Genomic DNA, 24,734 nt, shown 5'->3' with positions numbered 1-24,734 from the left:
GCGGCGGGGTAAGTCCGCTGCACGGGCTCGGTTCTTTGAACTGCTCGATGAAGGGTGGTCTGTCGCGCGGGCGGCCCGCGAGGTCGAGGTCCATGTCAAGACAGGCCAGCGTTGGCGGTACGGGGACCGGCGAGTCGGCAACACGCGGGTGCATCCCGATGGCACGGTCAGCGATGACATCGCCGGCAGGCGGTACACACGACCGGTGAAAACCCGTGCAGCCCATACTGAAACCACATCTGATGACGAGTCGGCTAGCAGGTATTTGCAGCTCACGGACCGGCTGGCGATCGCTGATGGACTGGCCGCCGGGCTGACCCGCACCGCGATCGCCGACATGATCGGCCGGCACAAGTCCACGGTGTCCCGCGAGATCTCTGCGCGCAGTATCGAGGGCCTGTATCTGCCGTATCAGGCCGATGCGGCGGCCGCATTGGCCCGGTCCCGGCCAAAAGAGTCCAAACTTGTCACCAACCAGAGGCTGCGGGAACAGGTCGAACAGGGGCTGGATCAGCGGTGGTCCCCGGAGGAGATTTCGCATCGCCTGGTCAAGGACTTTCCAGACGACGAGAGCATGCGGGTGAGCCACGAAACGATCTATCAAGCCCTGTATTTTCAGGCCCGTGGTGGGCTGAAAAAGGAAGTGACTCAAGCACTTCGGTCCGGCCGCACCACACGCAAACCGCAACGCAAACCCGGCGAGCGCTACCAGCGGTTCGTCGACCCGATGCTCATGATCGCCGACCGGCCCGACATCGAGGATCGGGCCGTCCCGGGGCACTGGGAAGGCGACCTGATCATGGGTGAACTCAACAAGACCGCGATCGGCACCCTGGTCGAACGCGCGACCCGCTACACGATGCTGGTGCACCTGCCCGGCAGCCATGACGCCGAAACGGTTCGCGACGGGCTGATCGCCACGATGATGACCCTGCCCGAGCACCTGCGGGGATCGCTGACCTGGGACCAAGGCGCCGAGATGGCCGGCCACAAAGGATTCACCACCGCCACCGACATGCAGGTGTACTTCTGCGACCCGGCCAGCCCGTGGCAGCGCGGCACCAACGAGAACACCAACGGCCTGCTGCGCCAGTACTTCCCCAAGGGCAGCGACCTGAGTGTGTTCGGACCCGAAGACCTCGAACACGTCGCCCAGCAACTCAACGGACGCCCACGCAAAACGCTCGACTGGGACACCCCAGCCGAGCGCTTGCGTGATCTACTGCTGACTCAATAACCAGCAGTGTTGCGACGACCCCTAGAAACCGCCCGCTGCAACAACGACCATTTCGTCCATCTCGACCGCATGACGGGCCAGCGTCCACACGAACGACAACTATTCGTCATAAGATGCTCAGCGTCCCCAGACCGGCAGGAGCATCGATGGCACGCGGCACTCCGCTGGAAGACAGTGCACGGGCGGGCTCACCGCCCACCGACCGCGTCGTCAGCATCATCGAACTCCTGGCGCAGCAGTCCGAACCGAGTTCGGTGGCCTCCATCGCATCCCGACTGGACCTCAACCGCGCGACCGTCACCTCGATCCTGCTGGCCCTGGAGCGCGCGGGTTGGGTTGTGCGCCTTGCCGATCGGAGCTACACCCTCGGGCCAGGCATGCTCGGGGTCGCCGAGGCCGTTCGTAATGCCCTGCCCCTGCCAGAGAACCACACCGAGGTCCTGCACGACCTGGCACATGCCACCAAGTGCGGCGTGTCGCTGGCCATGGTCGGCACCACCGAGATGACGTTCGTCAGCGTGGTGCGCGGCGTCGGCCACATCCCGGGCGGCGTCGGTGTCGGCGTCCGCCTGCCGCTGACGCCGCCGGCCGGGGCGACGGTGATCGCTCGCCGCGACGTAGCGAGTCAACAACAGTGGCTGGCCGGTGCGCCGCAGGAGCTGCGCCCCGACTTCAGCAACCTGCTCGATCAGCTGCGCAGGGACGGCGTCGCCATATTCGATTTCGGCGACTCCAACCCCGAAGTGCTGGGAGTGCTGGGCGACGTCGCCGAACTGCTCTCCGAGCACCCCCGGCGCAGTGCGCTACGGCAGCGGGTTTTCGAGACACTGGTCAGCCTCGGCGGAAAGCCTTACAGCACAGCACAGCTCGAATCGCCCGAACCGCTGGCCGTGAGTTATCTGAGCACGGCCGTGGACAACGCCGCCGGCCATCCCGCCTACGAGCTTCAGCTCGGACCGCTGGATCCATCGGTCAGCGCCGCCGACCGCGCGCGGTACATCCACGAATTGCGCTCGGCCGCAGCAAAGCTCAGCCAGCACCAGTAGTCCCACGCCACCACCCGTCGGCAATCCGGCGGGCACTTTCGCCACCCACTCAGCGGAAAACAATGCTTGCGCGTCCGTCACCGGGGTGCTTACCATCTGCCCGCCGCCAATTATTTGGCAGTCAAATGACAATTATTCGTCACCATTTCGGGAGCATGGATGGACACAGCGACGACGCTGCATCGCATTGGTAGCTCGGCCGGATCGGGTCACGCCCGGTTCATCGGCCGCGTAGGCGCACTGGCCGTTGCCCTCGGCATCGGCATCGCCGTCGCGAACAGTCCAGCCTGCCTGGCCGACACCGGCACCGGCACGTCCACGCCCGCAGCGTCCGCCGACAACCCGTCGCCGGCCACCAAGCCGAAGGCAGAGAAGCCCGCCAAGAAGGCGAAAAATCCCAAGCGGCAGCAGGATTCGTCGGCCACGACACCCGGCAAGCCCGGGGACACCGACAACCCGAAGTCCGACACCACCGACCAGACGCCGGCCGCCACAAATCCTGGATCCGACAACCCGGCCGAGACCACGAACTCGACCACCAAGAAGTCCCGGCAGAACCAGCGTCGAACCCAGGCACCCAAACCTGCCGCATCGGTCCCCCGGCCGGCCGCCGCAACAGCCAAGACCACCCCCAAGACGAGCCCGGCACCCACCTCGACCGCGGCGGCGACCGCACCGAAACCGGCTGCAGCGCAGACACCTTCAGTGGAGTCCGCCGCCACCACCGTGTCGTCGGCCCTGTCTGCCGCCGCGACCAACATCAACACCCTCACGGCCACAACGCATCCCGTCCCGACCGCCGCCACCGGCGGCAACTTCGTCACGCACGTGGTGTCCAGCCTGCTCGGTGCCATCGGGCTGGTCCCGCACGTCGGAACCAGTCCCACAGCACCGCCGCAGGCGCCGGCGCTGTGGACCCTCTTCAGCTGGATTCGCCGCGAGATCGGCAACACGTTCTTCAATGCGTCGCCGATCGTCAACTACAAGCAGACCGAGACCAGCCAGACGTTCGGCGGCGTCATCAAGGGTGACCTGAAGGCCACGGACGCCAACGCCGACAAGCTCACCTACACCGTCGACAAGGGCCCGACGAAGGGCGCCGTGACGGTCCGCCCGGACGGCACGTTCACGTACACCCCAAGCGACGCACTGGCATTCACCGGTGGCACCGACTCGTTCACGGTCACCGTCGACGACCGGCCGGGCAACCCGTTCCACATCAACCTGCTGAAGCTGTTCCAGCCGAACGCCGGTGCCACCACCACCGAGACCGTCACTGTCACGGTGAAGCCGACCAGCCCGCTCGGCACCGCCGACCAGATCGCGCTGGAACAGAAGGCCCAGGCAATCGTCAACACCCCGCAGGTGCAGGCCGCCATCGAGGCACTCAAGCAGGCCTGGCTGGCGCATGCACAGCAGCGGTTCGGCCTCGTCGGAGGCGTCGATGCGAAGAACCTCGCACTGCTCGACGCAGCCGCCCGGGAGCAGGCGCTCAATGCCGCGATGACGGTCGTCAACAACGACCCCGACAACCCGCTGGTGATGGCCGTCGATATGCGCGCTCACAGCTGGTACGGCACCGATACCCCTGGCGGACGGTTCATCTACGACAACCCCGACACCATCTACCGCACCATCCCGGTGCGCAGCGATTCGACGTATGTCATCAGCGGCAAGTACCTCGGCGGCGTTCCCGCCGACGGGAACTTCGGCGTCTACGCCGACATCAGCGATGCCAAACCCATCGGCAATCTGTTGGCGAAGGACCTCGTGGTCAATGCCGACGGCACATTCACCATCACGGTGGACGGCAATCCCACCCAGCCGGGGCAGACCAACCACATCTATCTGCCGCCGGAGGCCCAGCAGATCTTCGTCCGGTACACGATGGCGGATTGGAACACCGAATCGGCGCCGGGCATCACGGTCACCCGCACGAGTGGTCCGGCGGGCTCCCGCGCGGAGAGCTTCGACGAGATGGTGGCCCACACCGCCGACATCCTCGCGAATTTCGGTACCAGCGCACACAATACGGCGCTCGACATCGTCACCCTCAACCTGCAGACCGGCCAGCTCAAGCCACCCAACACGCTGACGCAGCCGTTCAACTTCCCCGGCACCCTGGTGTCGCAGAAGCAGAGCCTCGGCTACTTCCAATTGGCCGACAACCAGGCCTTGGTCATCACGATCAATCCGGGCAACGCCGGATACTTCGTGGTGCCGGTGACCAACGACTGGGAGCTGTCGCCCGGCGACGGCACCGCGCAGACGAGCCTCAACAACGCGCAGTCCATCGCCAATCCGGACGGCACCTACACGCTCGTCATCTCCCCCGACGACCCCGGCGCGGCCAACTGGGTCTCCACCGGCGGCCTCAACCAGGGCACCCTGTACATCCGGTTCCAGGCGCTCGACGCCACCTCGTCGGCGGTACCAATGATCGTCTCGCAGCAGGTCGTCACCCTGGATCAACTCGGCACCGTGCTGCCGGCCGGCACCAAGTACGTGACCGACGCCGAACGACAGGCCCAGCTCGCCGCCCGCCAGGACGGCTACAACGGCCGCTTCGGCCCCTACCCCCAGATCACCACAGGAGCACAGTCCGCATGACCGCCACCGCCGTCACCTTCACCCCCGGTTCCGCCGCCACTTGGCGCAGCCCCTGGGCCATGTACGCCGCATTGCGCGAACATGATCCGGTCCACCGTGTCGTCCCCGCGCACGCTCCGGACAAGGACTACTGGGTGCTGTCGCGCTACGCCGACATCTCCGCGGCGGCCAAGGACCACGCAACCTTCTCGTCGGCCGAGGGCCTCACCTTCAACTACGACGACATGGAAGCCGTTGGCATCAAGGATAATCCGCCGATGGTGATGCAGGACCCGCCGGTCCACACCACCTTTCGCCGATTGGTGGCCAAGGGATTCACCCCGCGGCAGGTCACCGCGGTCGAACCCAAGGTGCGCGAGTTCGTGGTGGACCGCATCGAGAAGCTGCGCGCCAAGGGCACCGGCGACATCATCACCGAATTCCTCAAACCACTGCCCAGCATGGTGGTGGCGCACTATCTCGGTGTCCCGCAGAAGGATTGGGATCGCTTCGACGCTTGGACCGATGCCATCGTGGCGGCCAATTCCACCGGGCACCAGCCCGCGGCCGCCCCCGCCATCGCCGAATTGTTCACCTACTTCAACGAATTGATCGCCTACCGCCAGAAACATCCCGAGGACGACACCGTCTCGCATCTGGTGGCAGCCGGCTTCGGCACGGACGGCGACATGTCCGGAATCCTGTCCATCCTGGGCTTCGCCTTCACGATGATCACCGGTGGCAACGACACCACGACCGGAATGCTCGGTGGCGCAGTGCAATTGCTCACCGCCCGCCGCGACCAACGTCAGCTCCTGATCGACGACCCGGCACTGATCCCGGACGCCGTGGAAGAGCTGCTACGGCTCACCTCGCCGGTGCAGGGCCTGGCCCGCATGACGAAGCGCGACGTCGAGATCGAGGGCACCACCATTCCGGCCGGCCGCAAGACCTTCCTGTTGTACGGCTCGGGCAACCGCGACCACCGGCAGTTCGGCCCGGACGCCGAGGAGCTGAACGTACTGCGCCGCCCGGCTCAGATCCTCACGTTCAGCCACGGCAACCACCACTGTCTCGGCGCCGCGGCGGCCCGCATGCAGGCGCGCGTCGCGCTCGAGGAGCTCCTGATCCGGTGCCCGGATTTCGACGTGGACGCCGACGCGGTCGAGTACGCCGAAGGCAGCTACGTGCGCCGCCCCACGCATCTTCCGTTCACGGCGCAGCCATGAGCCAGGTGGAGGTCGATCGCGAGATCTGCATCGGCATGGGTATGTGCGAGGGCATCAGCGCGGCGTTCCGGGTCGACGACGGCGGCACGGTCGACATCGGCGACACCACCGAGGTCGACCCGCTGGTGCTGCGACGGGCCGTGGCGGCGTGTCCGACGGGTGCGTTGCGCATGGCCGACGACGTGTAACGCGGTCCCGCAACCGGCCTGCCGACGGCAACCAACCGGCATGACGCACGTCACCCCGGCATGGTTCGATCTATGACGCCATGACTATCGCCAGCCCTTTCCCCGAGGTCCAGATCCCGACGACGGCCGTCTACGAGTACATCTTCGGCGGTCTGGCCGAGTCGGATGCCGATCGCATCGCCATCACCGAGGTCGCGACCGGCGCTGAGTTCACCTATCGCGAGCTGACCACTCGGATCGAGGCGTTCGCCGGTGCGCTGGCCGCCCGAGGCCTGGGCGTCGGCGACGTGGTCGGCCTGCTGGCGCCCAACAGCGCCGCATTCGCGGTCGCCTTCCACGGCATTCTGCGGTCCGGTGCCACGGCCACCACGATCAATGCGTTGTTCACCGCCAAGGACATCGCCAAGCAGCTGACGGACTCCCGTGCCGCCTTGCTGATCACCGTCACCGCGCTGGCGCCGCAGGCGCTGCAGGCTGCGGAGGCCGTTGGGTTGGCCGCCGACCGCATCGTCGTCCTCGACGGTCCCGGCAGCTCGGTCGACGGTCATCCGAATGCCGCCGAACTGCTCGACGCCGCCCTGCCCGCGCCGCAGGTCAGCTTCGACCCCGCCACTCATCTGGCGGCGCTGCCGTACAGCTCGGGCACCACGGGAAACCCCAAGGGCGTCATGCTCACCCACACGAATCTGGCGGCCAACGTGGCGCAGATTCGCCCGATCCAGGCCATGGGCCAGGATGACCGGGTGCTGGCGGTGCTGCCGTTCTTCCACATCTACGGCATGACGGTGCTGCTCAACTCGGTCCTGCACGCGCGGGCCCGGCTGGTCATCATGCCCAGCTTCGACCTCGCCCAGTTCCTCGGGACCATCCAGGACCACAAGTGCACATTCGCGTTCATCGCGCCGCCGGTCGCGGTGGCGCTGGCGAAGCACCCGATGGTCGACTCCTACCGGCTCGATTCGTTGAAGGGGCTGATGTCGGGCGCCGCGCCGCTCGATGACGACCTCGGGATGGCGGTCGCCGAACGGCTCGGGTGCCCCATCGTGCAGGGCTACGGCATGAGCGAACTGAGCCCAGTGAGCCACTGCATGCCGTTCGACGGTGGCCGCGAACTCGTCGGTGCCGTCGCGCCGTTGAGCTCGTGCGGCTGGACGGTGCCGGGCGCCGTCAGCAAGATCGTCGACCCCGACACGGGCGCCGAGATCGGCCAGCCCGAACACGGCCTGAGCGAGGTCGGCGAACTGTGCTTCCGTGGCCCCAACGTCATGGCCGGTTACCTCAACAACGATGCCGCTACCCGCGAGACCATCGACGCCGACGGCTTCCTGCACACCGGTGACCTGGCTCGGGTCGACGCCAGCGGCTGCATCTACATCGTCGACCGGCTCAAGGAGCTCATCAAGTACAAGGGCTACCAAGTGCCGCCGGCCGAACTCGAGGCGGTGCTGCTCACGCACACCGGTATCGCCGATGCGGCGGTGGTCGGGGTCCGCGATCCGGATTCGGGCGAGGAAGTGCCCAAGGCATTCGTGGTGCTGCAGCCGGAGGCCACGTTGTCGGGCGACGAGATCATGGATTTCGTCGCCGGCCAGGTCGCGCCGTACAAGAAGGTCCGTCAGGTCGCGTTCATCGATGCGATCCCGAAGTCCGCGGCCGGCAAGATTCTGCGCCGCGAACTGCGCGCCATCCGCGAGGTCTAGGGCTGAATCGTCAGGCCGACCTCGCGCGCGGCCTTGGCCTGGCGATAGCCGACCACCAACCCGACGAGCGGCATCAGCACCAACCCGGCCAGGCCGAACAGGTCGCCGCGCACCCCAACCGGCTCGGCGGCGGCCCACACCGGGATACCGGTGTGGTCGACGGACAGCAGATCCGCGGCGCCTTCCTCGCTCGGCGCCGCCGGCGCGGGTACCTCGACGGGCGGCGCCACATCCGGGGCTGACCACCAGGACCGGCCCGCCGGCGCTGTGCCGGTGTGCTGTTCGGCTACGACGACGGGCACCGGCGGGTTGACCGGCGTGGGCACCACCGCGTCCGGGCCGTCAGAGCCGCTGTTGGACTGGGCACCCGGCGCGAAGTTGTTCCAGCTGCCGTTGTCGTTGCCATTGCCGTTGCCGTTCGACTTCGACGAATTTCCTGTGTTGGTCCGACCCGAGGCCGACGATTTGGGGCCGGGGTTGCCGTTCCCGGCGGACCCACCGCCAGCGCCGGAGTTACCGCGCGACGCGCTGCTCTGGCCGGAACCTGACTTGCCCGAATTGCTGTTCCCACCGTTGCCATGCGATCCGCCGGGGTCGGCGGCGGCGATCGCCAGCGAGGGGCCGGCCAGCACCACAAAGGCAGCGATCGAAAGGTTGGCGACCCTCAGCAGCGCATCCTCACGGCGCACGTCCGCCCCCGATCACTCCGGCTGAGTGGCAACCCCCTGCGCACTCCGGACCCTCATCATGGCACGTCACCGTGCCCGGGTTGACGATTTCCGCGGTTAGCCGGGCAGGTCGGCGCTCAGGCCGAATCCGGGTCCTGCGCGATCCCATCGGCGGCCTTGCGCAACAGCGTCAGCGCGCTGCGCGCCCACGTCTGCGTCGCCCCGGCCAGACCGCAGGCGGGTGTCAATCCGACGCGTTCGCGTAGGACCGTGCGTGGAAAGCCGAGTCGGTCGGTGATACTCGCGGCTGCGGCGGCAACCTGCTCGACCGGGACCGGATGTTCCGGGGCGACGCCCGGCAGCACACCCAGCATGATGGTCCGGCCTGCCTCGACCCACTCGCCGATGCCGTCGAGATCAGCCGCGGTCAGCTTGGCCGCATCGACCGAGATCGCGCTGAAGGCAGTGCGCGCCAAGGTTTTCCACGGCACGTCGGTGGCACACACATGAATGCTCGCCGGTCCCCCGACAGTCGCGATGCACTGATCGAGCAGGCTCGCAGCCAACAGCGCGTCGACCGGCGCCACCGGCGACATCCGGGTCACGCCCGCCAGCCGCCCGGCCAGAGCGGCGGGCAGTGACGGTTCGTCGAACTGCACCACCACCTCGGCCTCGCAGCGCCGCGCGACCTCGGCGCGATGGTGCGCGACGCCCTCGGCGAGTGAACCGGTCAGGTCGCGCAGCGCGCCCTGATCGGAGATAGCCCGGTGTCCCCCGGACAATTCGAGTTCGGCGGCCAGCGTCAACGGACCGGGGACCTGCACCTTGATGGTCCGCCCGGTCCCGCGCAGCCCGGCCTTCTCCCACGCCTCTTCCAGCGCGTCGACATCCTCGTCGAGCAGACCCGTTGCGCGGCGCACGACGGAGCTGCGGCCGGGGGCGATGCGATACCCGCGCGGAACGGTGTCCATGCCGATGTCGACCAGCAACGCAGCCGCCCGTCCGATCATGTCGGCACCGACGCCGCGGGCGGGGAGCTCCACCAGGTGCGGCAGGGCGGGCAGCTCACCGACCACAACGGCAGCCGCTTCCCGGGCGACCGTTCCCGGCCACGAGCCGATACCGGTTGCCTGGGCGAAAATAGTCACGCGGCCAACACTATTCGATGGGCTCTTCCACGTAGCTGCGCAGGCGGTCGAGTGCGCGGTCCCATCGCTTCGACAGCGCAGTCAGATACTCACTGGCTTCGGCGAGCGGGTCCGGCTGGATGCGCCAGATGCGCTCGCGCCCGTGCCGGCTGCTGGTCACCAGTCCCACCGCCTCCAGCAGCAGCAGATGTTTGGTGGCCGCTTGCCGAGTCACCGGGATCACTTGTGTCACTTGCGAAGTCGAGGACGGGCCAGCTTCACACAGACGCACGACGATGCGTAACCGATTGGGGTCACCGAGCGCGTCGAACAGCGGCGCCCGGGCGTCGGCCGTCGTCCTCACACCGGCTCGTCCAGGTACTTGCGTACCAGTTTGGTCTGGGCTTCCCAACCGCCACTGTTGGCTTCGAACGCCTCGGCACGGCGGTCGGCCGGGATGTTGTCGAACCCGGACTCGACGATCCGCAGCAACACACCGTCGGCGGTGTCGGTCAGGGTGAACTCGACCAGCGTGGTCGGCTCGTCGGCGTAGTCTGCGCCCGGCTCGACGGCATACGGATGCCACCGGAACGCCAGTCGCCGCTGCGGCTCCACCGCGACCACGTGCCAGACCGACTTCTTCCCGGCGTGCGGTTCCTGTGCGGCGGCGACCTCGTCGTCGACCTCGGTCGGGGTGATCACGCCGGTCACCGATTCACCGGCGACGAACGGGCCGTCGAAACGCACGCCGAACCACCGGCCGAACTCGTCGGCGTTGGCGACGGCGCGCCACACCCGGTCCAGCGGTGCGCGCAGCGTGACTTCCTTTTCGATGCGATCGGAACTCATAAGCAACCTCCTGGTTGCCTATCACGCTACGACCGAACAGTCGGAAGCGCAACCGTTCAGTTGCTCTTGATTGGGTTCAGCGCGCGATGGTGGCGCTGCCGATGACCTCGTCACCGTCAGGGTCGCGGCGGTACAGCACCATGGTCTGGCCTGGGGCGACGCCACGCAGCGGCGTGCGCAGCTGCACATCGAGCACCCCGCCGGCGAACTCGGCGACCGCGTCGGCCAACCCGCCGTGCGCCCGCACCTGGATCAGGCATTCGATGGGCCCGACCGGCTCGGCACCCGAGGTGAACACCGGCCGCTCGCCGATCAACGAGTGAATCTCGAGATCTGCCACGCCGCCGACGTGCACGGTCCCGGTCTCCGCATCGATGCCGGTGACGTAGCGCGGCAGGCCGTCAGGCCCCGGGCCGGCGATGCCGAGGCCCTTGCGCTGCCCGATGGTGAACCCATGCACGCCGTCGTGCTCCGCGAGCTTCGTGCCGCCGGCATCGACGACGGCGCCGGGACGGATGCCGATGCGGGCACCCAGGAAGGCGCGGGTGTCGCCGGACGGGATGAAGCAGATGTCGTGGCTGTCCGGCTTCTCGGCCACTGCCAGCCCACGCTCGGCGGCTTCCTGCCGGATCTGCGGCTTGGGGGTGTCGCCGATCGGGAACAGCGCGTGGCTGAGCTGCTCGGCGGTCAGCACCCCGAGCACGTACGACTGGTCCTTGTCCGCGTCGACGGCACGACGGAGCCGACCGTCTTCCAGTCGCGCGTAGTGCCCGGTTGCGACGGCGTCGAAACCGAGCGCCAATGCGCGGGCCGACAGCGCCGAGAACTTGATCTTCTCGTTGCAGCGCACGCACGGGTTCGGCGTTTCACCGCGGGCGTACGACTCGACGAAGTCGTCGATGACGTCTTCCTTGAATCGGTCCGCGAAATCCCAGACGTAGAACGGGATTTCCAGGATGTCCGCGACTCGGCGGGCATCCCCGGCGTCTTCCTTGGAGCAGCACCCGCGCGACCCGGTACGCAGGGTGCCGGGCGCGGTGGACAGTGCCAGGTGTACGCCCACGACGTCATGGCCGGCGTCGACCATGCGCGCCGCGGCCACCGAGGAGTCCACTCCCCCACTCATCGCTACCAGAACCCGCATGACTACCTTCCCAACCCGGCACTGGCCAGTGCAGCCTGACGAGCCCGTTCGACCGCAGCCGGCAGCACAGCCAGCACGGCGTCGATGTCGGCATCAGAACTGGTGTGCCCCAACGAAAATCGGAGTGATCCGCGGGCACTGGCCGGAGCGGCGCCCATCGCGATCAAGACATGTGACGGCTGCGCGACGCCGGCCGTGCAGGCCGAACCCGTCGAGCACTCGATGCCCTTGGCATCCAGCAGCATCAACAGGGCATCGCCCTCGCAGCCGCGAAAAGTGAAGTGCGCGTTGCCCGCAAGGCGGTCATCGCCGGTGCCGCCGTTGAGCACCACATCCTCGATACCGGACAGCACGCCGTCGACCAGGCGGTCACGCAAAGCGCCGATCCGGGTCCGGTGCGCGTCCAGACCCTCGACCGCGACACGCGCGGCGGCAGCCATGGCCACCACGCCCGCGACATCCGGTGTGCCCGAACGCACGTCACGTTCCTGCCCACCGCCGTGCAGCAGCGGCACGCATGCGACATCGCGGCGCAGCAGCAGCGCACCCACCCCGGTGGGGCCGCCGAACTTGTGTGCCGCCACGCTCAACGCGGACAGCCCGCTCGCGGCGAAATCGACCGGCACCGCACCGATCGCCTGGATCGCGTCGCTGTGCATGGGTACGTCGAATTCAGCTGCCACAGCGGCCAATTCAGCGATCGGCTGGATGGTGCCGACCTCGTTGTTGGCCCACATGACACTGACGAGCGCGACGTCGTCGTGGGTTTCGAGAATCTCACGCAATGCCGCGGGCGACGTGCTGCCCGCGCTGTCCACGGGCAACCAGGTCACCTCCGCGCCTTCGTGCTCGGCCAGCCACTCGACGGCGTCGAGCACGGCGTGGTGCTCGATGGGCGACGTCACGATCCGGCGGCGTCCCGGGCAGCTGTCGCGGCGCGCCCAGAAGATGCCCTTGACGGCCAGGTTGTCGCTCTCGGTGCCGCCCGCGGTGAAGATCACCTCGGAGGGTCGGGCACCCAACTGCTGGGCCAGGGACTCGCGGGCCTCCTCCATCCGGCGCCGGGCCGCCCGGCCGGAGGTGTGCAACGAGGACGCATTGCCGCCGGCTGCCAGGACCGCCGTCATCGCCTCGATGGCAGCGGGCTGCATCGGGGTCGTGGCGGCGTGGTCCAGGTATGCGGGGCTCATGGCCTGTCCAGGATACCGGCCAGGCCAAACCGATCAGGCGGCCAGCGCGTGCCCGTGAACAGCAGCGACGGGCAGCGGGCCCACCTGGTGCACCGCAGCTTGGCAACGGCCGGCCAGATCGCGGCGGTCGGCGCCGGGCAACTGCAGCGACTGCACCTGGATGTGGCACACCGTCAGCTTGGCGGTGATGACCCGTTTGATCGACGTCAGCAGCGAGTCGTCACCGATGAACGCCGGAATGGTCGACTGCGCGCCGTCGCGGTGCCGGTACGTCAGCTGCAGCGGCTGCACCGGGCGGCCGGCGTCCACCGCGGCCTGGAACATCGCCGGGGCGAACGTGCCATGACCCAGACCGCACCACGTGGTGCCCTCAGGGAAGGCGACGACGGTCTGACCTGCGGTGAGCCGGTCCGCGACGGTGCGGACCACGTCGGGCAGCCGGCGCAGGCTGTTGCGGTCGATCGGGATGACCTTCATCAGCCGGGCCAGGAAGCCCAACGCCGGCCACTCGATCAGGTCGGCACGCGCCACGAACGACCCGGGCATGACCGCGCCGATCACGAAGATGTCGACCCACGAGACATGTCCGGCGACCACCAGGACGCCGCTCAGGTTGCGGATCGGCCCGCCCGAGACGGTGATCCGGACGCCCAGGCCGCGCAGCACCAGCCGGCAGTACATCCGCTGGATGCGCGACCGGCCCGGCAGCGGCACCGCCAGTAGCGGCAGGGTGGGCAGCAGCAACAACGTCATGACCAACCGCGCCGCGGTGCGCAGCGCGACGACGACCGGACGGCTGACGTGCGCGGCGTCCACCCGGATGCAGCTGGCGTCGCAGGACGCCTTGGGCAGCCAGGGGTGCTCCTGCACCGTGGCGGGCGCGGTCACTGTCCGGCCTTGTCGGTTGCGGCGGCGGCCGAACGCAGCCGCGTCAGGTACCGGACGTCGGCCTCCCGCTTGTCCAGCAGGGCCGGGAAGTCACCGACACCGAAGTCGGGGTCGTAGGCCGGGTCGCCGCACACCTTGGCGCCCAGGCGCAGGTAGCCGCGCATCAGCGGCGGCACGGTCACGCGGGCAGGCGGCTCGATGTCGTCGAGCAGCTTGCCGTCGATGATCACCGGGCGGTACGGGCGCACCTTGTACTCCGAGGCGTGCCGCTTGTTGACGAAGTCGCGCACACCGCGAATCTGGGTGGCCGGGGCCTCGTCTGGGCTGCCCTGGATGGGCACCGACACGCAGCCGGTGACGTAGTCGTAGCCGCTGTGGTCCAGGTAGGCCAGGATGCCGCCCCACATGAGCAGCACGACGGCGCCGTTGCGGTGATCGGCGCGCACCACGGCGCGGCCCATCTCCACCATCGACGGGCGGATGCTGTCCAACGCGCTGACATCGAATTCGGTTGCGGTGTACAGCCCGCCCGCGGCGATGGCGCCCGGCGGAGGCAGCATGCGGTAGCAGCCGACGTACTCGCCGGTGTGGTCCTCGCGGACCAGCAGGTGGTCGCAGAATTCGTCGAATCGGTCGGCGTCCCGGCCGCTTTCGAAACCGGGGCTGTCGTCGGTGAGGGTGTAACCCGGCTCCGAGGTGAACACGTGGTAACGAAGCCGTTGCGCGGCTTCGATGTGTTCGGAGTCGGCCGACAACAGCAGTGTGTACCGCGGAGTGTCGGTCGATGCAGTGGTGTCGTCAGGGGCGATGAGTACAGAACTAGTGCTCATGTTGTGCACGGTGACGGAGCCGTTCGGCGCGGCGGCATCAAGCACGTAACGCGTTGATGACCGGTTGCGAAACATCACGGTCCGTTACATTCGGCGCATGATGCCGCGATGAGGAGCCGCGCCGCGATTGTCCGTGAGGTCGGCGGGAACTGGTCGGTGGAGGAATTCGAGCTCGACCCGCCGCGCGCCGGTGAGGTTTTACTGCAGATGGCGGCCGCCGGGCTGTGCCACTCCGACGATCACATCCGATCGGGGCAGCTGGCCGCGCCCAAAGGTGCTGCGGTGCCGAGCATGCCGCCCACGATCGGTGGTCACGAAGGTTCGGCGGTGGTGCTCGAGGTGGGTCCGGACGTCACCGGGTTCTCCCCCGGCGACCACGTGGTGACGTCGTTCCTGGCGGTGTGCGGGAAATGTCGTTGGTGCACAAGCGGTATGGAGTATCTGTGCGACGTCGGCGCCGGCACCCTCATCCCGGGCATGCCGACCGATGGCACCTTCCGCCACCACAGCCTCTCCGGTGAGGAGCTGCGGCACACCTCGAAGATCGGCGCGTTCGCCGAACACACTGTGGTGGCGGCAGATTCGCTGGTGAAGATCGACCCGTCGTTGCCCCTGGTGCCCAGCGCGCTGCTGTCCTGCGCGGTGCCCACCGGATACGGGTCGACGGTGCGCCGCGCCGGGGTGCGCGCCGGCGACACGGTCGTGGTCATCGGCGCCGGAGGCATCGGCACCGCCGCAGTCCAAGGTGCGCACCTCGGTGGCGCATCGCAGGTTGTCGCGGTCGATCCGGTGGCGTTCAAGCGGAATTCCGCTCTGTCCTTCGGCGCGACCCACACCGCGGCAACGATCACCGAAGCTGTTGACCTCGTTCGGGAGCTGACCCGCGGCGTGATGGCCGACGCCGTCGTCGTGTCACCGTCGATGATCGGTGACGGCGACGTCTCCGACGCCTTGTCCCTGACCCGGAAGGGCGGCACCTGCGTGCTGACCGGGATGGCCGCACCATCGGCCGGGGCCGTGCAACTCGACCTGCAGGACCTGATCCTGATGAACAAGAACCTGTGCGGCACGCTTTTCGGCTCGTGCAACCCGACCACCGAAGTGCCGGCGCTGGCACAGCTGTATCAAGAGGGCCGGCTCAAGCTCGATGAGATGATCACCCGCCGCTACCGGCTCGACGACATCAACGAGGCCTTCGACGACCTGCTGGGCGGCCGGGTGATTCGCGCGGTGATCGACTACTCGCTGTAACTCCCTGCCGATTGCCGCTATTGCGCGGGCGCCACCGCGACATCAGCGGCCTCAACGTCCGCTACGTGGATGAGCTGAGCGCCCGTTCTGATGAACAGTCCCGTGCCGTTGGATGTTTGAGCGGACTGCTGCTTATCGCCTGACGCGGCCGTCTTGGCTTTCACCAGGACGGCCCCGTTCGGGAAGGGGAAATCGCGGTACGTTTCGGCGGGGTCGACCTGGGTCCACTGAGAGCCGCGTAGCTCCCACACTCCGTCGTACGGGGTGATCTCGGAAGGGTTGCCCGGGCATTTGTCGGCGCCGGCAGCTGCTCGCAACTTTCCATCCGATGTCCACCACACCGCGGCGTCGACGTTGCCGTAGAAGTAGGGCTTGGGGGTGGCGTCGAAAGGCCCGGGCGGGAAGTCGGCCGCGGGCCGTCCGGTGGCTGTATCGAACACGCTGACTTGGTGTTCACCACAGGTTCCGGCTTTGGCGTACTTGCCGGTCTCGTAGGCCAATCGTGTCCCGTCCGCGCTGAATGTCGCTGTCACCCATTGACTGGTCGGCTCATGGCTGAGGTCGCGCACCGTCCCGTCAGCGTCGACGAGGAAGAGACGGTCAGCTTGGGTCTCGGGGTCCGTATCGTACTTTTTGGCGACCGCCACCCGGCCGTGGCCGGCACCGATCACATCTCCGGTGAAGCCTTGGGTGCGGTACGGAACCGCCTGCTGCCCAGGTGTTCTCGGCGGCAGCTGCACAGTGCGAAGGATTGTCGGCTGCGGATTCGGCTGGCTCAGGTCGAGCTGCATCAAGACGACTTGGCCATCGGGTGCGTTGGCAGGAGTCGGAGCTTGCCAGACGACGGTACTGCCCTGCAGCGCGTACGGGTTCCCGGGCCGGCTCGGCGGTTGCGACCCTGTTCGCGATCGCGCGTCAATGGACACTTCATGGATTTCGCTGGTCGCGACGTCCACCCACGCCAGCTCTGCACGGATGTCGCCACCGTCGTATGGGTACCGCCCAACCTGCTCATCGGAATACCGCGCGACGGCAAACTGGCCGTCAGCGGTAAACACAGGTCTGCTGAAGCCCCCGAACCGCGACGAGTCAACCTGTTTCGTCCAGGTCTTTATGGCCGCTTGCCCTTTTGTGACAACGAAACTCACGTCCCCTGGCCGGAACCACGGCGTGGATTTGGGCAGGGTGTAGGCGATCAGCGGCCCGCTTGCAGTAGCAGCGGGCCGGCGATGTTCCTGGCATCCGGCGGCGGCCAGAAGGACGACGAGAAGCACCACCGTGTTGACGGCGCGCCGCGGGCCCCGTGAGGCGGATGCGCCGCGCAGGCCGACGGTGCGGCCAGTGGTGGATTCAGTCATGCGGCGGGAATACGGTTCTCCGCCAACCTGTCCAGCGCGAGGCCGTTGGCCAATTCCCCGCGGTCGGCGGGATGGTGCCAGTAGTAGCGGCACAGCCAGTAAAGGCTGGTACCCCCGGGAACCCACGTGCTGGCGTTGGTGATGATGGCGCGGGTGCCGTCGGCGCAGTCGAAAATGATGGGGCGCGGCGGTTTTCGCTTGGCGGTATGCAGGCCCGTGATGTCGACGATGTCGTCCCATGCGATGGAGAACCTGCCGTCGCCGGGAAAGCCGTAGTCGATCCGCTGCGGCGACAACGTCAAGGCGGGTCTGCCTTTGGTCATGTTCCGCAGCAACATCACGATGGCAATGACGCTGACCACCAGCAGGGTGATCAGCCGGCCACTATCGCGGCTGCTCAATGCCGGCAGATCGTCGCGTACGCGCGCACCGTAGAGCAGGTACAGACCGCTACCGAGGCCCAACGCCACGCACATGGCGAGCAGCCAGAGGGCTGCCGGCGGCGGACCGAAGGTGGTGCCGGTCTCGTCGTAGTGGGCCCGCAGCGTGCCGGCAGAGGTGAGCTGGACGATCGCCCCGATGGTGATGATGCCGAACACCACCGCCCCGCACAGGCCGATGGTCGCGGCCAGCCAGTGCGTGTGCGTCGCAGCGATGACCGCGAGGTACCCGAAGTAGGCGAATAGGACGGCGGTCACCGCACCCACGACGCCGATCAGCAGGTAGCGGTCCTTCCAGCCGTCAGGCTTCGGTAACGCGCTCATGCCGCGGTCCGGATCCGCTTGTGCACCACGATGTTCTCCCACCCCCGATATCGGCCTGCCCGTGGCGGCCTCTGCATTTGATTGTCCCGCCAGTTCACGACTCCCCCGGACACCAATCTGGCGGCCTCGCCAAACGAGTGGCTCTTCAACCGTCATCGGTTCGGGAGCAAGCGGGCCTTCGACGCCCTCACCCCACTGGCAATGAGCTTCGTCTCCAGGTACTCCTCGAAGCCGGCCAGACCCATCTCCCGGCCGATGCCGGACTGCTTGTAGCCGCCGAACGGTGCGTCCGGCGAGTACCAGACGCCGCCGTTGACGTTGATGGTCCCGGTGCGCAACCGCGACGCAACCCAGTCGACCCGGTCCTGATCGGTGCCGACGACCGCACCGGACAGGCCGTATGGCGAGTCGTTGGCGATGCGCACGGCGTCGGCGTCACCGTCGTGGGCGATCACGGTGAGCACCGGGCCGAAGATCTCTTCGCGCGCCACCCGGGCGTCGTTGGTCAGTCCGGCGATGACGGTCGGCTCGATGTAGAAGCCGCGGGTCCGGTCCGCGGGGCGGCCGCCGCCGCAGGCGAACCGGCCGCCCTCCTCGAATGCCAGCCGCAGGTAGCCCTCGACCCGGTCACGCTGGCGCGCCGAGATCAGTGGGCCGCACACCGTGGCCGGATCGGTCGGATCCCCGAAACCGATGCCGGACATGGCCGTTGCGGCCGCGGCGACAGCCTCGTCGTACCGTGCGCGCGGCACCAGCAGTCGGGTGGTGAAGGCGCAGCCCTGACCGGCATGCATCGCGACGCCGGCGGCCGCGGCGGCACAGGCAGCGGGTAGGTCGGCGTCGTCGAGCACGACGTAGGCCGACTTGCCGCCGAGTTCCAGGAACACCTTCTTGATGGTGTGCGACGCGGCCACCATGACGGCCCGGCCGGTGGCCGTCGACCCGGTGAACGACACCAGATCCACGCGTGGATCCTCGGTGAGTTGGGCGCCGATCCGGTGGTCGCTGGAGGTGACGACGTTGACAACACCCGCGGGAAAGTCGGTGCACTCGTTGATGATCCGGCCCGCTTCGGCCGCACACCACGGGGTGTCCGGGGCCGCCTTGAGCACGACAGTGTTACCGGCGGCCAGCGCCGGGCCGAGTTTGGCGAAGTTGATCTGGTGCGGGAAATTCCAGGGCGTGACCGCGCCGACGACGCCGCAGGGCTCGCGGACCACGGTGCGTCTGGTCGGTTTGCCGAACGGCGCGGCCTCCCCGAGATCGGTTGTCCATTGGTAGTTTTCGGCGAGGTCGGCCACATAACCCAGACCGTCGACCGGTGCCTGCAGGTGACCGCCGTAGGTCAGCGCGACCGGGGCACCCACCTCGGCCACGGTGACGGTCCGCAGGTGCTCGATCTCGTCGGTGAGTGCGTCGCGCAACTGCCGCAGGCAGTGCACCCGCAGCGCGGTGTCCCGGGACCAGTCGGTGTCGTCGAATGCGGTGCGGGCGGCGGCGATGGCGCGGTCCAGGTCCTCGGCGTCAGCGTCGGCGGCGTGCCCCAATGTCTCCTCGGTGGCCGGGTTGATCGTCGCGAACTCGCCGCCGCGGCCTGCCACGAGCTGCCCGTCGATCAGCAGGGCGGTGCTCACGTGATCGTCAGTCCCTCAAGGGTTTCCGCGTCCCGCCAGGCGGCGAGGATGTCGGCGTACTCGGTGGGGCTGCCGAAGAAGAAGCTGTCCTGGTTCAGCCGGTCGCTGGGCTGCCCTTCGCGGTTGTAGTAGCCGGGTGTGCAGGCTTCGCGGCGGCCGGCGATCACCACCGACCGTGCCACCACATTCCGGACCCAGGCCTCCTCGGCCGCTTCGCTCGCTTCCAGTTCGGCGATGTCGTTCTTGAGCGCCCACGCGATCACCCACGCGGTGTGCCTGGACTGGGTGTCGATCAGATACGGGAAGTTCACCGTGAATCCGGACTGCGCGATGCTGGCGATGAAACAGTTGGGAAATCCGTTGACGTGCAAACCGTGCAGGGTGCGGACCCCATCGGACCACTTGTCGGTCAACGTCTTTCCGTCGCGGCCGATCACCTCGAAGCCAGTGCGCCGGGTGTAGTCGGTGCCGACCTCGAAGCCGGTGGCGAAGATCAGGCAGTCCAAGGGGAACTCGGTGCCGTCCACCACGACCCCGGCAGCGCTGATCTGCTCGACGCCGCAGCCCCGGGTATCTACGAGGGTGACGTTGTCCCGGTTGAACGCCTGCAGGTATTCGTCGTGGAAGCAGGGCCGCTTGCAGTAGTAGCCGTACCAAGGCTTGAGCCCCTCGGCGGTGGCCGGGTCGGTCACCAGCGCGTCGATGCGCGCGCGGATCTGCTCCATCTTCGCGAAGTCGGCCAGCTCCGCCGTCGAGGCCCGCGGGTCGGTGCCTTCCTTCGCGATCGGCATGGCTTTGGCCAGGCTCGTCCAGGCATCAGCGACCAGGTCCTCATCGGCCTGCCCACCCGCGGTGAGGATCTGGAAATTCTCGATGCGGCGCTGCTGCCAACCGGGTTCGAGCGCTGCCGCCCAGGACGGGTCGGTGGGCGCGTTCGCCCGCACGTCGACCGTCGACGGCGTGCGCTGGAACACGAACAACTCCCCGACCGCCGGTGCCAGGCGCGGCACGCACTGGATGGACGTCGCGCCGGTCCCGATGATCCCGACCCGCTTGTCGGCCAGGTTCTCCAGGCCTGCGCCGGTGTACTCGTAGTCCCAGCGGCTGGTGTGGAACGCATGACCTCGGAACTCGGTGATGCCCTCGATACCCGGCAGCTTCGGCTTCTGCAGATAGCCGTTGGCCATCGAGACGAACCTGGCCCGGATGGCGTCGCCGTGGTTGGTGGCGATCACCCAGCGCGAATCGGCCGGGTCCCAACGGATTTCCTGCACCTCGGTCTGCAGGCAGGCGTTGCGGTACAGGTCGTAGTGCTCGGCGATGGCCTGGCAGTGCGCGAAGATCTCGGCACCCTTGGCGTACTTCTCGGTCGGCACATAGCCCAGCTCTTCGAGCAGCGGCATGTACACATACGACTCGACGTCACAGGCGATCCCGGGATACCGGTTCCAGTACCAGGTGCCGCCCACGTCGGACGCCTTGTCGATGAGCCGGATGTTGGCCACACCCAATTCCCGCAGCCGGGCGCCGGTGAGCAGCCCGCCGAAACCGGCCCCGATGATCGCGACGTCGACCGCGTCGGTCAGCGGCCTACGGGTGAAACCCGGCTCAGCCCAAGGGTCTTCACCGAAGGCGGCGAACCGGCCGGCGATCTCCACGTACTGACCGATACCGTCGGTCCGCAGTCGCCGCGCGCGTTCCTGGGCGTACCGCTGACGCAGCGCGTCGGGGTCGAACGTCGTGCCGTCGTCGCTGCCCGAGCTCCCATGCGTCATCGATGCATACTGGAACACGTTTCAGTTTCTGGCAAGGGTTCATGCGGTGCGCTCTTCTGGGTCCACGAACTCCTGGCGGTCGCGGTGCGCCAACGCGATACGCAGCTGCTGCCGCCCACGCGACACCCGCGACATCACCGTGCCCATCGGCACGCCCATGAGCACGGCAGTCTCGGCGTAGGTGTGGCCCTGGACCCCGACGTAGAACACGGCCGTCCGGGCACCGTCGGGCAGCTCGGCAAGCGCAGCCACGACGTCAGCGTCGGGCATGACGTCGAGTACCTCCACCTCCGCGGAACGACGGGCGGCCGATGGTTCATGGCCAGCCGCGGCGACCACCTCGAGTGACACTTCGGCAGGTCGACTCTGCCGGTACCGGTGTCTGCTGACCCACCGGTTGTGCAGAATCCGGAAGAGCCACGCGTTGAGATTGGTGCCCTGCCGAAACGATCCGAAGCCCTCGTAGGCATGTAACAGGGTGTCCTGCAACAGATCTTCGGCGTCGGCTTCAGAGTGCGTCAGTCGGCGGGCGCCGCGGCCGAGCGTGTCGAGCAGCGGGACCGCCTCGGCGACGAACCGGGCCGCGAGTTCAGGGTCCGGCACCGCTGCTGCCGTCACGATCGAATCCCCTTTGCAACCGGTGACGGTGATGTCGCACCGCTGAATTCAGACTCGTCGCACGGCGGCCGCAGGGGACCTTTGAAAGTCCGTAGTCGACAACTCGAATCCGTGGTCGCGGCGGGATGGATGACTTCGCGGGCCGGCGTGCGTTCAACTCCGCGCAGGGTCAACTCCCTGCCGAACCAGCCAAAGGAGACAACGTGAGCTTGGACAACATTTCCCACCTCGGGCAGGCAGGGCTCGATGAGTTGGTTCCGTCGCGCTACGCGGTGCAGGTCGGCGACATCGAAGTACTGGTCATCAGTGACGGCGTCCTGCCCATCACCGCATCGACGTTGGCCACCAAGACCCCGCCGGCCGAACTCGCCGGCTGGCTGGGCGACAACTTCCTGCCGCCCGAGATCGTCGACTGGCCGCTGAACGTCGTCGTGGTGCGCAGCGGCGATCGGACCATCCTGGTCGACGCGGGATTGGGACTCGAGTTCCCGGACTTCCCACGTGCCGGCCAGACGATCCAGCGCCTGGAGGCTGCGGGCGTCGATCTCGATTCCGTGACCGACATCGTGCTCACCCACATGCACATGGACCACGTCGGCGGGCTGATCACCGAGGGATTGAAGGACCGACTGCGTCCCGATCTGCGAGTCCACGCGTCGACCGCCGAGGCCGAGTTCTGGGAGGCCCCCGATTTTTCGCGCACGGTCATGCCGCAGCCCATTCCGGATGTGCTGAAGCGGGTCGCCACGCAGTTCCTGAACGAATACCGTGGCCAACTGCGGACATTCGAGACGGACTTCGAAGTCGCACCGGGCGTGCTCATCTCCCGCACCGGCGGTCACACACCCGGCCACAGCGTGGTCCGGCTGGAGTCCCGTGGCGAGAAGCTGACGTTCGCGGGCGACGCCGTGTTCGCTCCCGGCTTCGATAATCCCGAGTGGCAGAACGGTTTCGAGCACGACCCCGAAGAGGCGGCCCGCGTCCGTGTCCGCCTGCTGCGGGAGGTCGCGGCGACCGGCGAGGCATTGGTTGCGACGCACTTGCCGTTCCCGTCCGTGTGCCATGTGGCGGCCGTCGGCGACACTTTCCGGTGCGTGCCCGCGACCTGGGATTACTGACCGCTGAACGAGAACGGCCCCCGGACCTGTGGTCCGGGGGCCGTTTTCAGTGTGTCCTCCGCGCGGTCAGGCCGCGGCGCCGCCGCCGTCGGCGTGCAGCGTCGAGCCGGTGATGAAACTGGACCGCGGGGATGCCAGGAACAGCACCGCCTGTGCGATCTCGGCCGGCTGTGCCGTGCGGCCCAGCGGCAGTGCACGACCCAGTTCGTCGTTGGTGTCGCCCCATTCGGCGACCACTCCGGGTGTCGCGGTCGGTCCGGGGGCGACGCTGTTGACGCGCACCCCTTGTGGCCCGAATTCTGTTGCCCACGTGCGGGTCAGCGATTCCAGCGCCGCCTTGGACGCGCTGTAGCTGGACGCCCCGGGCACACCCTTGAACGCGACCATCGAGGTGACGTTGACGATGCTCCCCCGGCCCCGGCGGAGCATGCCCGGCACCAGTGCCGCGACGAGGAAATAGGCGCCGCGCACATTGGTGTCGAAGGTGGATTCGAACGACGCCACGTCCTGCTCCACGGTCAGCGCGCCCGGAAAGCTGGCGGCGTTGTTGACCACGATGTCGACATCACCGCATTGCCGAGCAAGGGCTTTCACCGATTCGAGGTCGGCCAGGTCCGCTGCGATGAACCGCACCCCGAGTTCGGCCGCCGCCGCACCGCGGTCCGCGGAGCGTCCGGTGATGATCACCGCGGCGCCTTCAGCGGCCAGCAGGCGCGCCGTCTCGAACCCGATGCCCGCGGTCCCGCCGGTGACCAGCGCGGTCAGCCCGGTCAGTTCCGTCACTGCGTGGCCAGCCAGTCCACCAACCGGAGGTCGGAGATGATGGCGTCGCCGCTGGTGACCAGACCCGTGTCGCCGACCTTGGTGCCGAAGTACACGGCCGCCGGGTCGACCACGATCGGCAGGGTTTCGCCGCGGTGGGCCAGCGCCAGTTTGGCCAGGCCGGCGAACGTCAGCTTGTCCGGTCCGCCGATGTTCACGATGCCGTCGACCGGCGCGGCCTGCGCGGCCCGTGCCACTTCCGCGGCGACGTCGGCGCCGGCGATCGGCTGGATAAGCCCCTCGGGCACCCGCACCTCGCCGTCCACCGTCAGCGATGCGGTGATCGCGTCGGCGAACTCATGGAACTGGGTGGCCCGCGCGATGGTGTGTGGCAGCCCAGACTCGGTGATGATGCGTTCCTGGGCGACCTTGGCGCGCATGTACCCGCTGTCGGGCAGGCCGTCGCACCCGACGATGGACAGCGCGACGTAGTGTCCGACGCCCGTGGCCTTCGCCGCAGCCACCAAGTTGGTCGCCGACTTGGTGAAGAACTCCAGCACCGGACCGTCGGCGAAGTCAGGCGAGTTGACGACGTCGACCAGCACGTCGGAGCCCGCGAGCGCCTCCGTCAGACCCGCGCCGGTCAGGACATCGGCGCCCGTGTCCCGCGAAGCCGCCACGGTCTCGTGACCGGCCTCTTTGAGCAGCGCGACGACCTTCGAACCGATCTGGCCGCTGGCGCCCATCACAGTGATCTTCATCAGACACA

General features: G+C 67.8%; 23 protein-coding genes. 8 read left to right on the top strand and 15 right to left on the bottom strand.

Annotation, left to right across the window (positions count from 1 at the left end; all coding sequences use genetic code 11):
- Positions 1 to 40: 40 nt before the first annotated feature.
- From A7G45_RS28715 to A7G45_RS28690, 6 genes are all read left to right on the top strand, one after another.
- Positions 41 to 1,237, top strand: coding sequence for an IS30 family transposase (locus A7G45_RS28715; RefSeq protein WP_276554911.1), 1,197 nt, complete (start codon positions 41 to 43; stop codon positions 1,235 to 1,237).
- Between the two features lie 146 nt (positions 1,238 to 1,383).
- Complete coding sequence (locus A7G45_RS28710; protein WP_260941951.1) at positions 1,384 to 2,283, top strand: helix-turn-helix domain-containing protein; 900 nt, start codon at positions 1,384 to 1,386, stop codon at positions 2,281 to 2,283.
- Between the two features lie 159 nt (positions 2,284 to 2,442).
- On the top strand, positions 2,443 to 4,893 hold the full coding sequence (locus tag A7G45_RS28705) for an Ig-like domain-containing protein (RefSeq protein WP_260941949.1): 2,451 nt from the start codon (positions 2,443 to 2,445) through the stop codon (positions 4,891 to 4,893).
- Complete coding sequence (locus A7G45_RS28700) at positions 4,890 to 6,101, top strand: cytochrome P450 (protein ID WP_260941947.1); 1,212 nt, start codon at positions 4,890 to 4,892, stop codon at positions 6,099 to 6,101. The genes A7G45_RS28705 and A7G45_RS28700 overlap by 4 nt, the downstream gene beginning before the upstream one ends.
- On the top strand, positions 6,098 to 6,289 hold the full coding sequence (locus A7G45_RS28695) for a ferredoxin (RefSeq protein WP_260941945.1): 192 nt from the start codon (positions 6,098 to 6,100) through the stop codon (positions 6,287 to 6,289). Before A7G45_RS28700 ends, A7G45_RS28695 begins: the two co-directional genes overlap by 4 nt.
- Before the next feature lie 80 nt (positions 6,290 to 6,369).
- Positions 6,370 to 7,989 (top strand): 4-coumarate--CoA ligase family protein, encoded by a 1,620-nt coding sequence (locus A7G45_RS28690; protein ID WP_260941943.1) that lies wholly within the window; start codon positions 6,370 to 6,372, stop codon positions 7,987 to 7,989.
- Here the strand turns inward: A7G45_RS28690 and A7G45_RS28685 are convergent.
- From A7G45_RS28685 to A7G45_RS28650, 8 genes are all read right to left on the bottom strand, one after another.
- Entirely contained in the window at positions 7,986 to 8,678 is a 693-nt protein-coding gene (locus tag A7G45_RS28685; protein WP_260941942.1) for a hypothetical protein, read from the bottom strand. The two genes, A7G45_RS28690 and A7G45_RS28685, sit on opposite strands and share 4 nt — an antisense overlap.
- 116 nt (positions 8,679 to 8,794) lie before the next feature.
- The gene (locus A7G45_RS28680) at positions 8,795 to 9,805 is read right to left on the bottom strand and encodes a methionine synthase (protein WP_260941940.1); all 1,011 of its coding nucleotides are present in this window, start codon (positions 9,803 to 9,805) and stop codon (positions 8,795 to 8,797) included.
- A gap of 10 nt (positions 9,806 to 9,815) precedes the next feature.
- The gene (locus tag A7G45_RS28675; protein WP_260941938.1) at positions 9,816 to 10,148 is read right to left on the bottom strand and encodes an ArsR/SmtB family transcription factor; all 333 of its coding nucleotides are present in this window, start codon (positions 10,146 to 10,148) and stop codon (positions 9,816 to 9,818) included.
- Positions 10,145 to 10,633, bottom strand: a complete 489-nt coding sequence (locus A7G45_RS28670; protein ID WP_260941936.1) for an SRPBCC family protein — start codon at positions 10,631 to 10,633, stop codon at positions 10,145 to 10,147. Before A7G45_RS28670 ends, A7G45_RS28675 begins: the two co-directional genes overlap by 4 nt.
- 76 nt (positions 10,634 to 10,709) lie before the next feature.
- The gene (mnmA, locus tag A7G45_RS28665; protein WP_260941934.1) at positions 10,710 to 11,777 is read right to left on the bottom strand and encodes a tRNA 2-thiouridine(34) synthase MnmA; all 1,068 of its coding nucleotides are present in this window, start codon (positions 11,775 to 11,777) and stop codon (positions 10,710 to 10,712) included.
- Between the two features lie 2 nt (positions 11,778 to 11,779).
- Positions 11,780 to 12,967 carry a cysteine desulfurase family protein gene (locus A7G45_RS28660; RefSeq protein ID WP_260941931.1) on the bottom strand — a complete coding sequence of 396 codons (1,188 nt, stop codon included), beginning with the start codon at positions 12,965 to 12,967 and terminating at the stop codon, positions 11,780 to 11,782.
- Between the two features lie 33 nt (positions 12,968 to 13,000).
- Entirely contained in the window at positions 13,001 to 13,855 is an 855-nt protein-coding gene (locus tag A7G45_RS28655; protein ID WP_260941929.1) for a lysophospholipid acyltransferase family protein, read from the bottom strand.
- Positions 13,852 to 14,685: a GNAT family N-acetyltransferase gene (locus A7G45_RS28650; RefSeq protein WP_260941928.1), complete on the bottom strand. Its 834-nt coding sequence runs from the start codon at positions 14,683 to 14,685 to the stop codon at positions 13,852 to 13,854. Before A7G45_RS28650 ends, A7G45_RS28655 begins: the two co-directional genes overlap by 4 nt.
- A gap of 108 nt (positions 14,686 to 14,793) precedes the next feature.
- On the opposite strand from A7G45_RS28650, the gene A7G45_RS28645 reads away from it, so the two are divergent.
- On the top strand, positions 14,794 to 15,936 hold the full coding sequence (locus A7G45_RS28645; RefSeq protein WP_260941926.1) for an NDMA-dependent alcohol dehydrogenase: 1,143 nt from the start codon (positions 14,794 to 14,796) through the stop codon (positions 15,934 to 15,936).
- Positions 15,937 to 15,953: 17 nt separating this feature from the next.
- On the opposite strand, the gene A7G45_RS28640 is transcribed toward A7G45_RS28645, so the two are convergent.
- The 5 genes from A7G45_RS28640 to A7G45_RS28620 form a co-directional block, all read right to left on the bottom strand.
- On the bottom strand, positions 15,954 to 17,294 hold the full coding sequence (locus A7G45_RS28640) for a hypothetical protein (RefSeq protein WP_260941924.1): 1,341 nt from the start codon (positions 17,292 to 17,294) through the stop codon (positions 15,954 to 15,956).
- Entirely contained in the window at positions 17,291 to 18,058 is a 768-nt protein-coding gene (locus A7G45_RS28635) for a hypothetical protein (protein ID WP_260941923.1), read from the bottom strand. The genes A7G45_RS28640 and A7G45_RS28635 overlap by 4 nt, the downstream gene beginning before the upstream one ends.
- Before the next feature lie 152 nt (positions 18,059 to 18,210).
- Complete coding sequence (locus A7G45_RS28630) at positions 18,211 to 19,692, bottom strand: aldehyde dehydrogenase (protein ID WP_260941921.1); 1,482 nt, start codon at positions 19,690 to 19,692, stop codon at positions 18,211 to 18,213.
- Positions 19,689 to 21,467, bottom strand: a complete 1,779-nt coding sequence (locus A7G45_RS28625) for a flavin-containing monooxygenase (RefSeq protein ID WP_260941919.1) — start codon at positions 21,465 to 21,467, stop codon at positions 19,689 to 19,691. The genes A7G45_RS28630 and A7G45_RS28625 overlap by 4 nt, the downstream gene beginning before the upstream one ends.
- Positions 21,468 to 21,506: 39 nt before the next feature.
- Positions 21,507 to 22,085 (bottom strand): sigma-70 family RNA polymerase sigma factor, encoded by a 579-nt coding sequence (locus tag A7G45_RS28620; RefSeq protein ID WP_260941917.1) that lies wholly within the window; start codon positions 22,083 to 22,085, stop codon positions 21,507 to 21,509.
- A 203-nt stretch (positions 22,086 to 22,288) separates the two neighbouring features.
- Here A7G45_RS28620 and A7G45_RS28615 point away from each other — a divergent pair, with 203 nt between their 5' ends.
- Positions 22,289 to 23,203 carry an MBL fold metallo-hydrolase gene (locus A7G45_RS28615; RefSeq protein ID WP_260941915.1) on the top strand — a complete coding sequence of 305 codons (915 nt, stop codon included), beginning with the start codon at positions 22,289 to 22,291 and terminating at the stop codon, positions 23,201 to 23,203.
- A gap of 66 nt (positions 23,204 to 23,269) precedes the next feature.
- Here the strand turns inward: A7G45_RS28615 and A7G45_RS28610 are convergent, their stop codons facing one another.
- Both A7G45_RS28610 and A7G45_RS28605 read right to left on the bottom strand, forming a co-directional pair.
- Complete coding sequence (locus A7G45_RS28610; protein WP_260941913.1) at positions 23,270 to 23,986, bottom strand: SDR family NAD(P)-dependent oxidoreductase; 717 nt, start codon at positions 23,984 to 23,986, stop codon at positions 23,270 to 23,272.
- The gene (locus A7G45_RS28605) at positions 23,983 to 24,726 is read right to left on the bottom strand and encodes an SDR family oxidoreductase (RefSeq protein ID WP_260941911.1); all 744 of its coding nucleotides are present in this window, start codon (positions 24,724 to 24,726) and stop codon (positions 23,983 to 23,985) included. The genes A7G45_RS28610 and A7G45_RS28605 overlap by 4 nt, the downstream gene beginning before the upstream one ends.
- Positions 24,727 to 24,734: the final 8 nt, after the last annotated feature.

Origin of the sequence: Mycolicibacterium llatzerense (assembly GCF_025331195.1) — a bacterium.
GTDB lineage: Bacteria > Actinomycetota > Actinomycetes > Mycobacteriales > Mycobacteriaceae > Mycobacterium > Mycobacterium llatzerense.
This window is presented reverse-complemented; position numbering and strand designations above follow the sequence as displayed.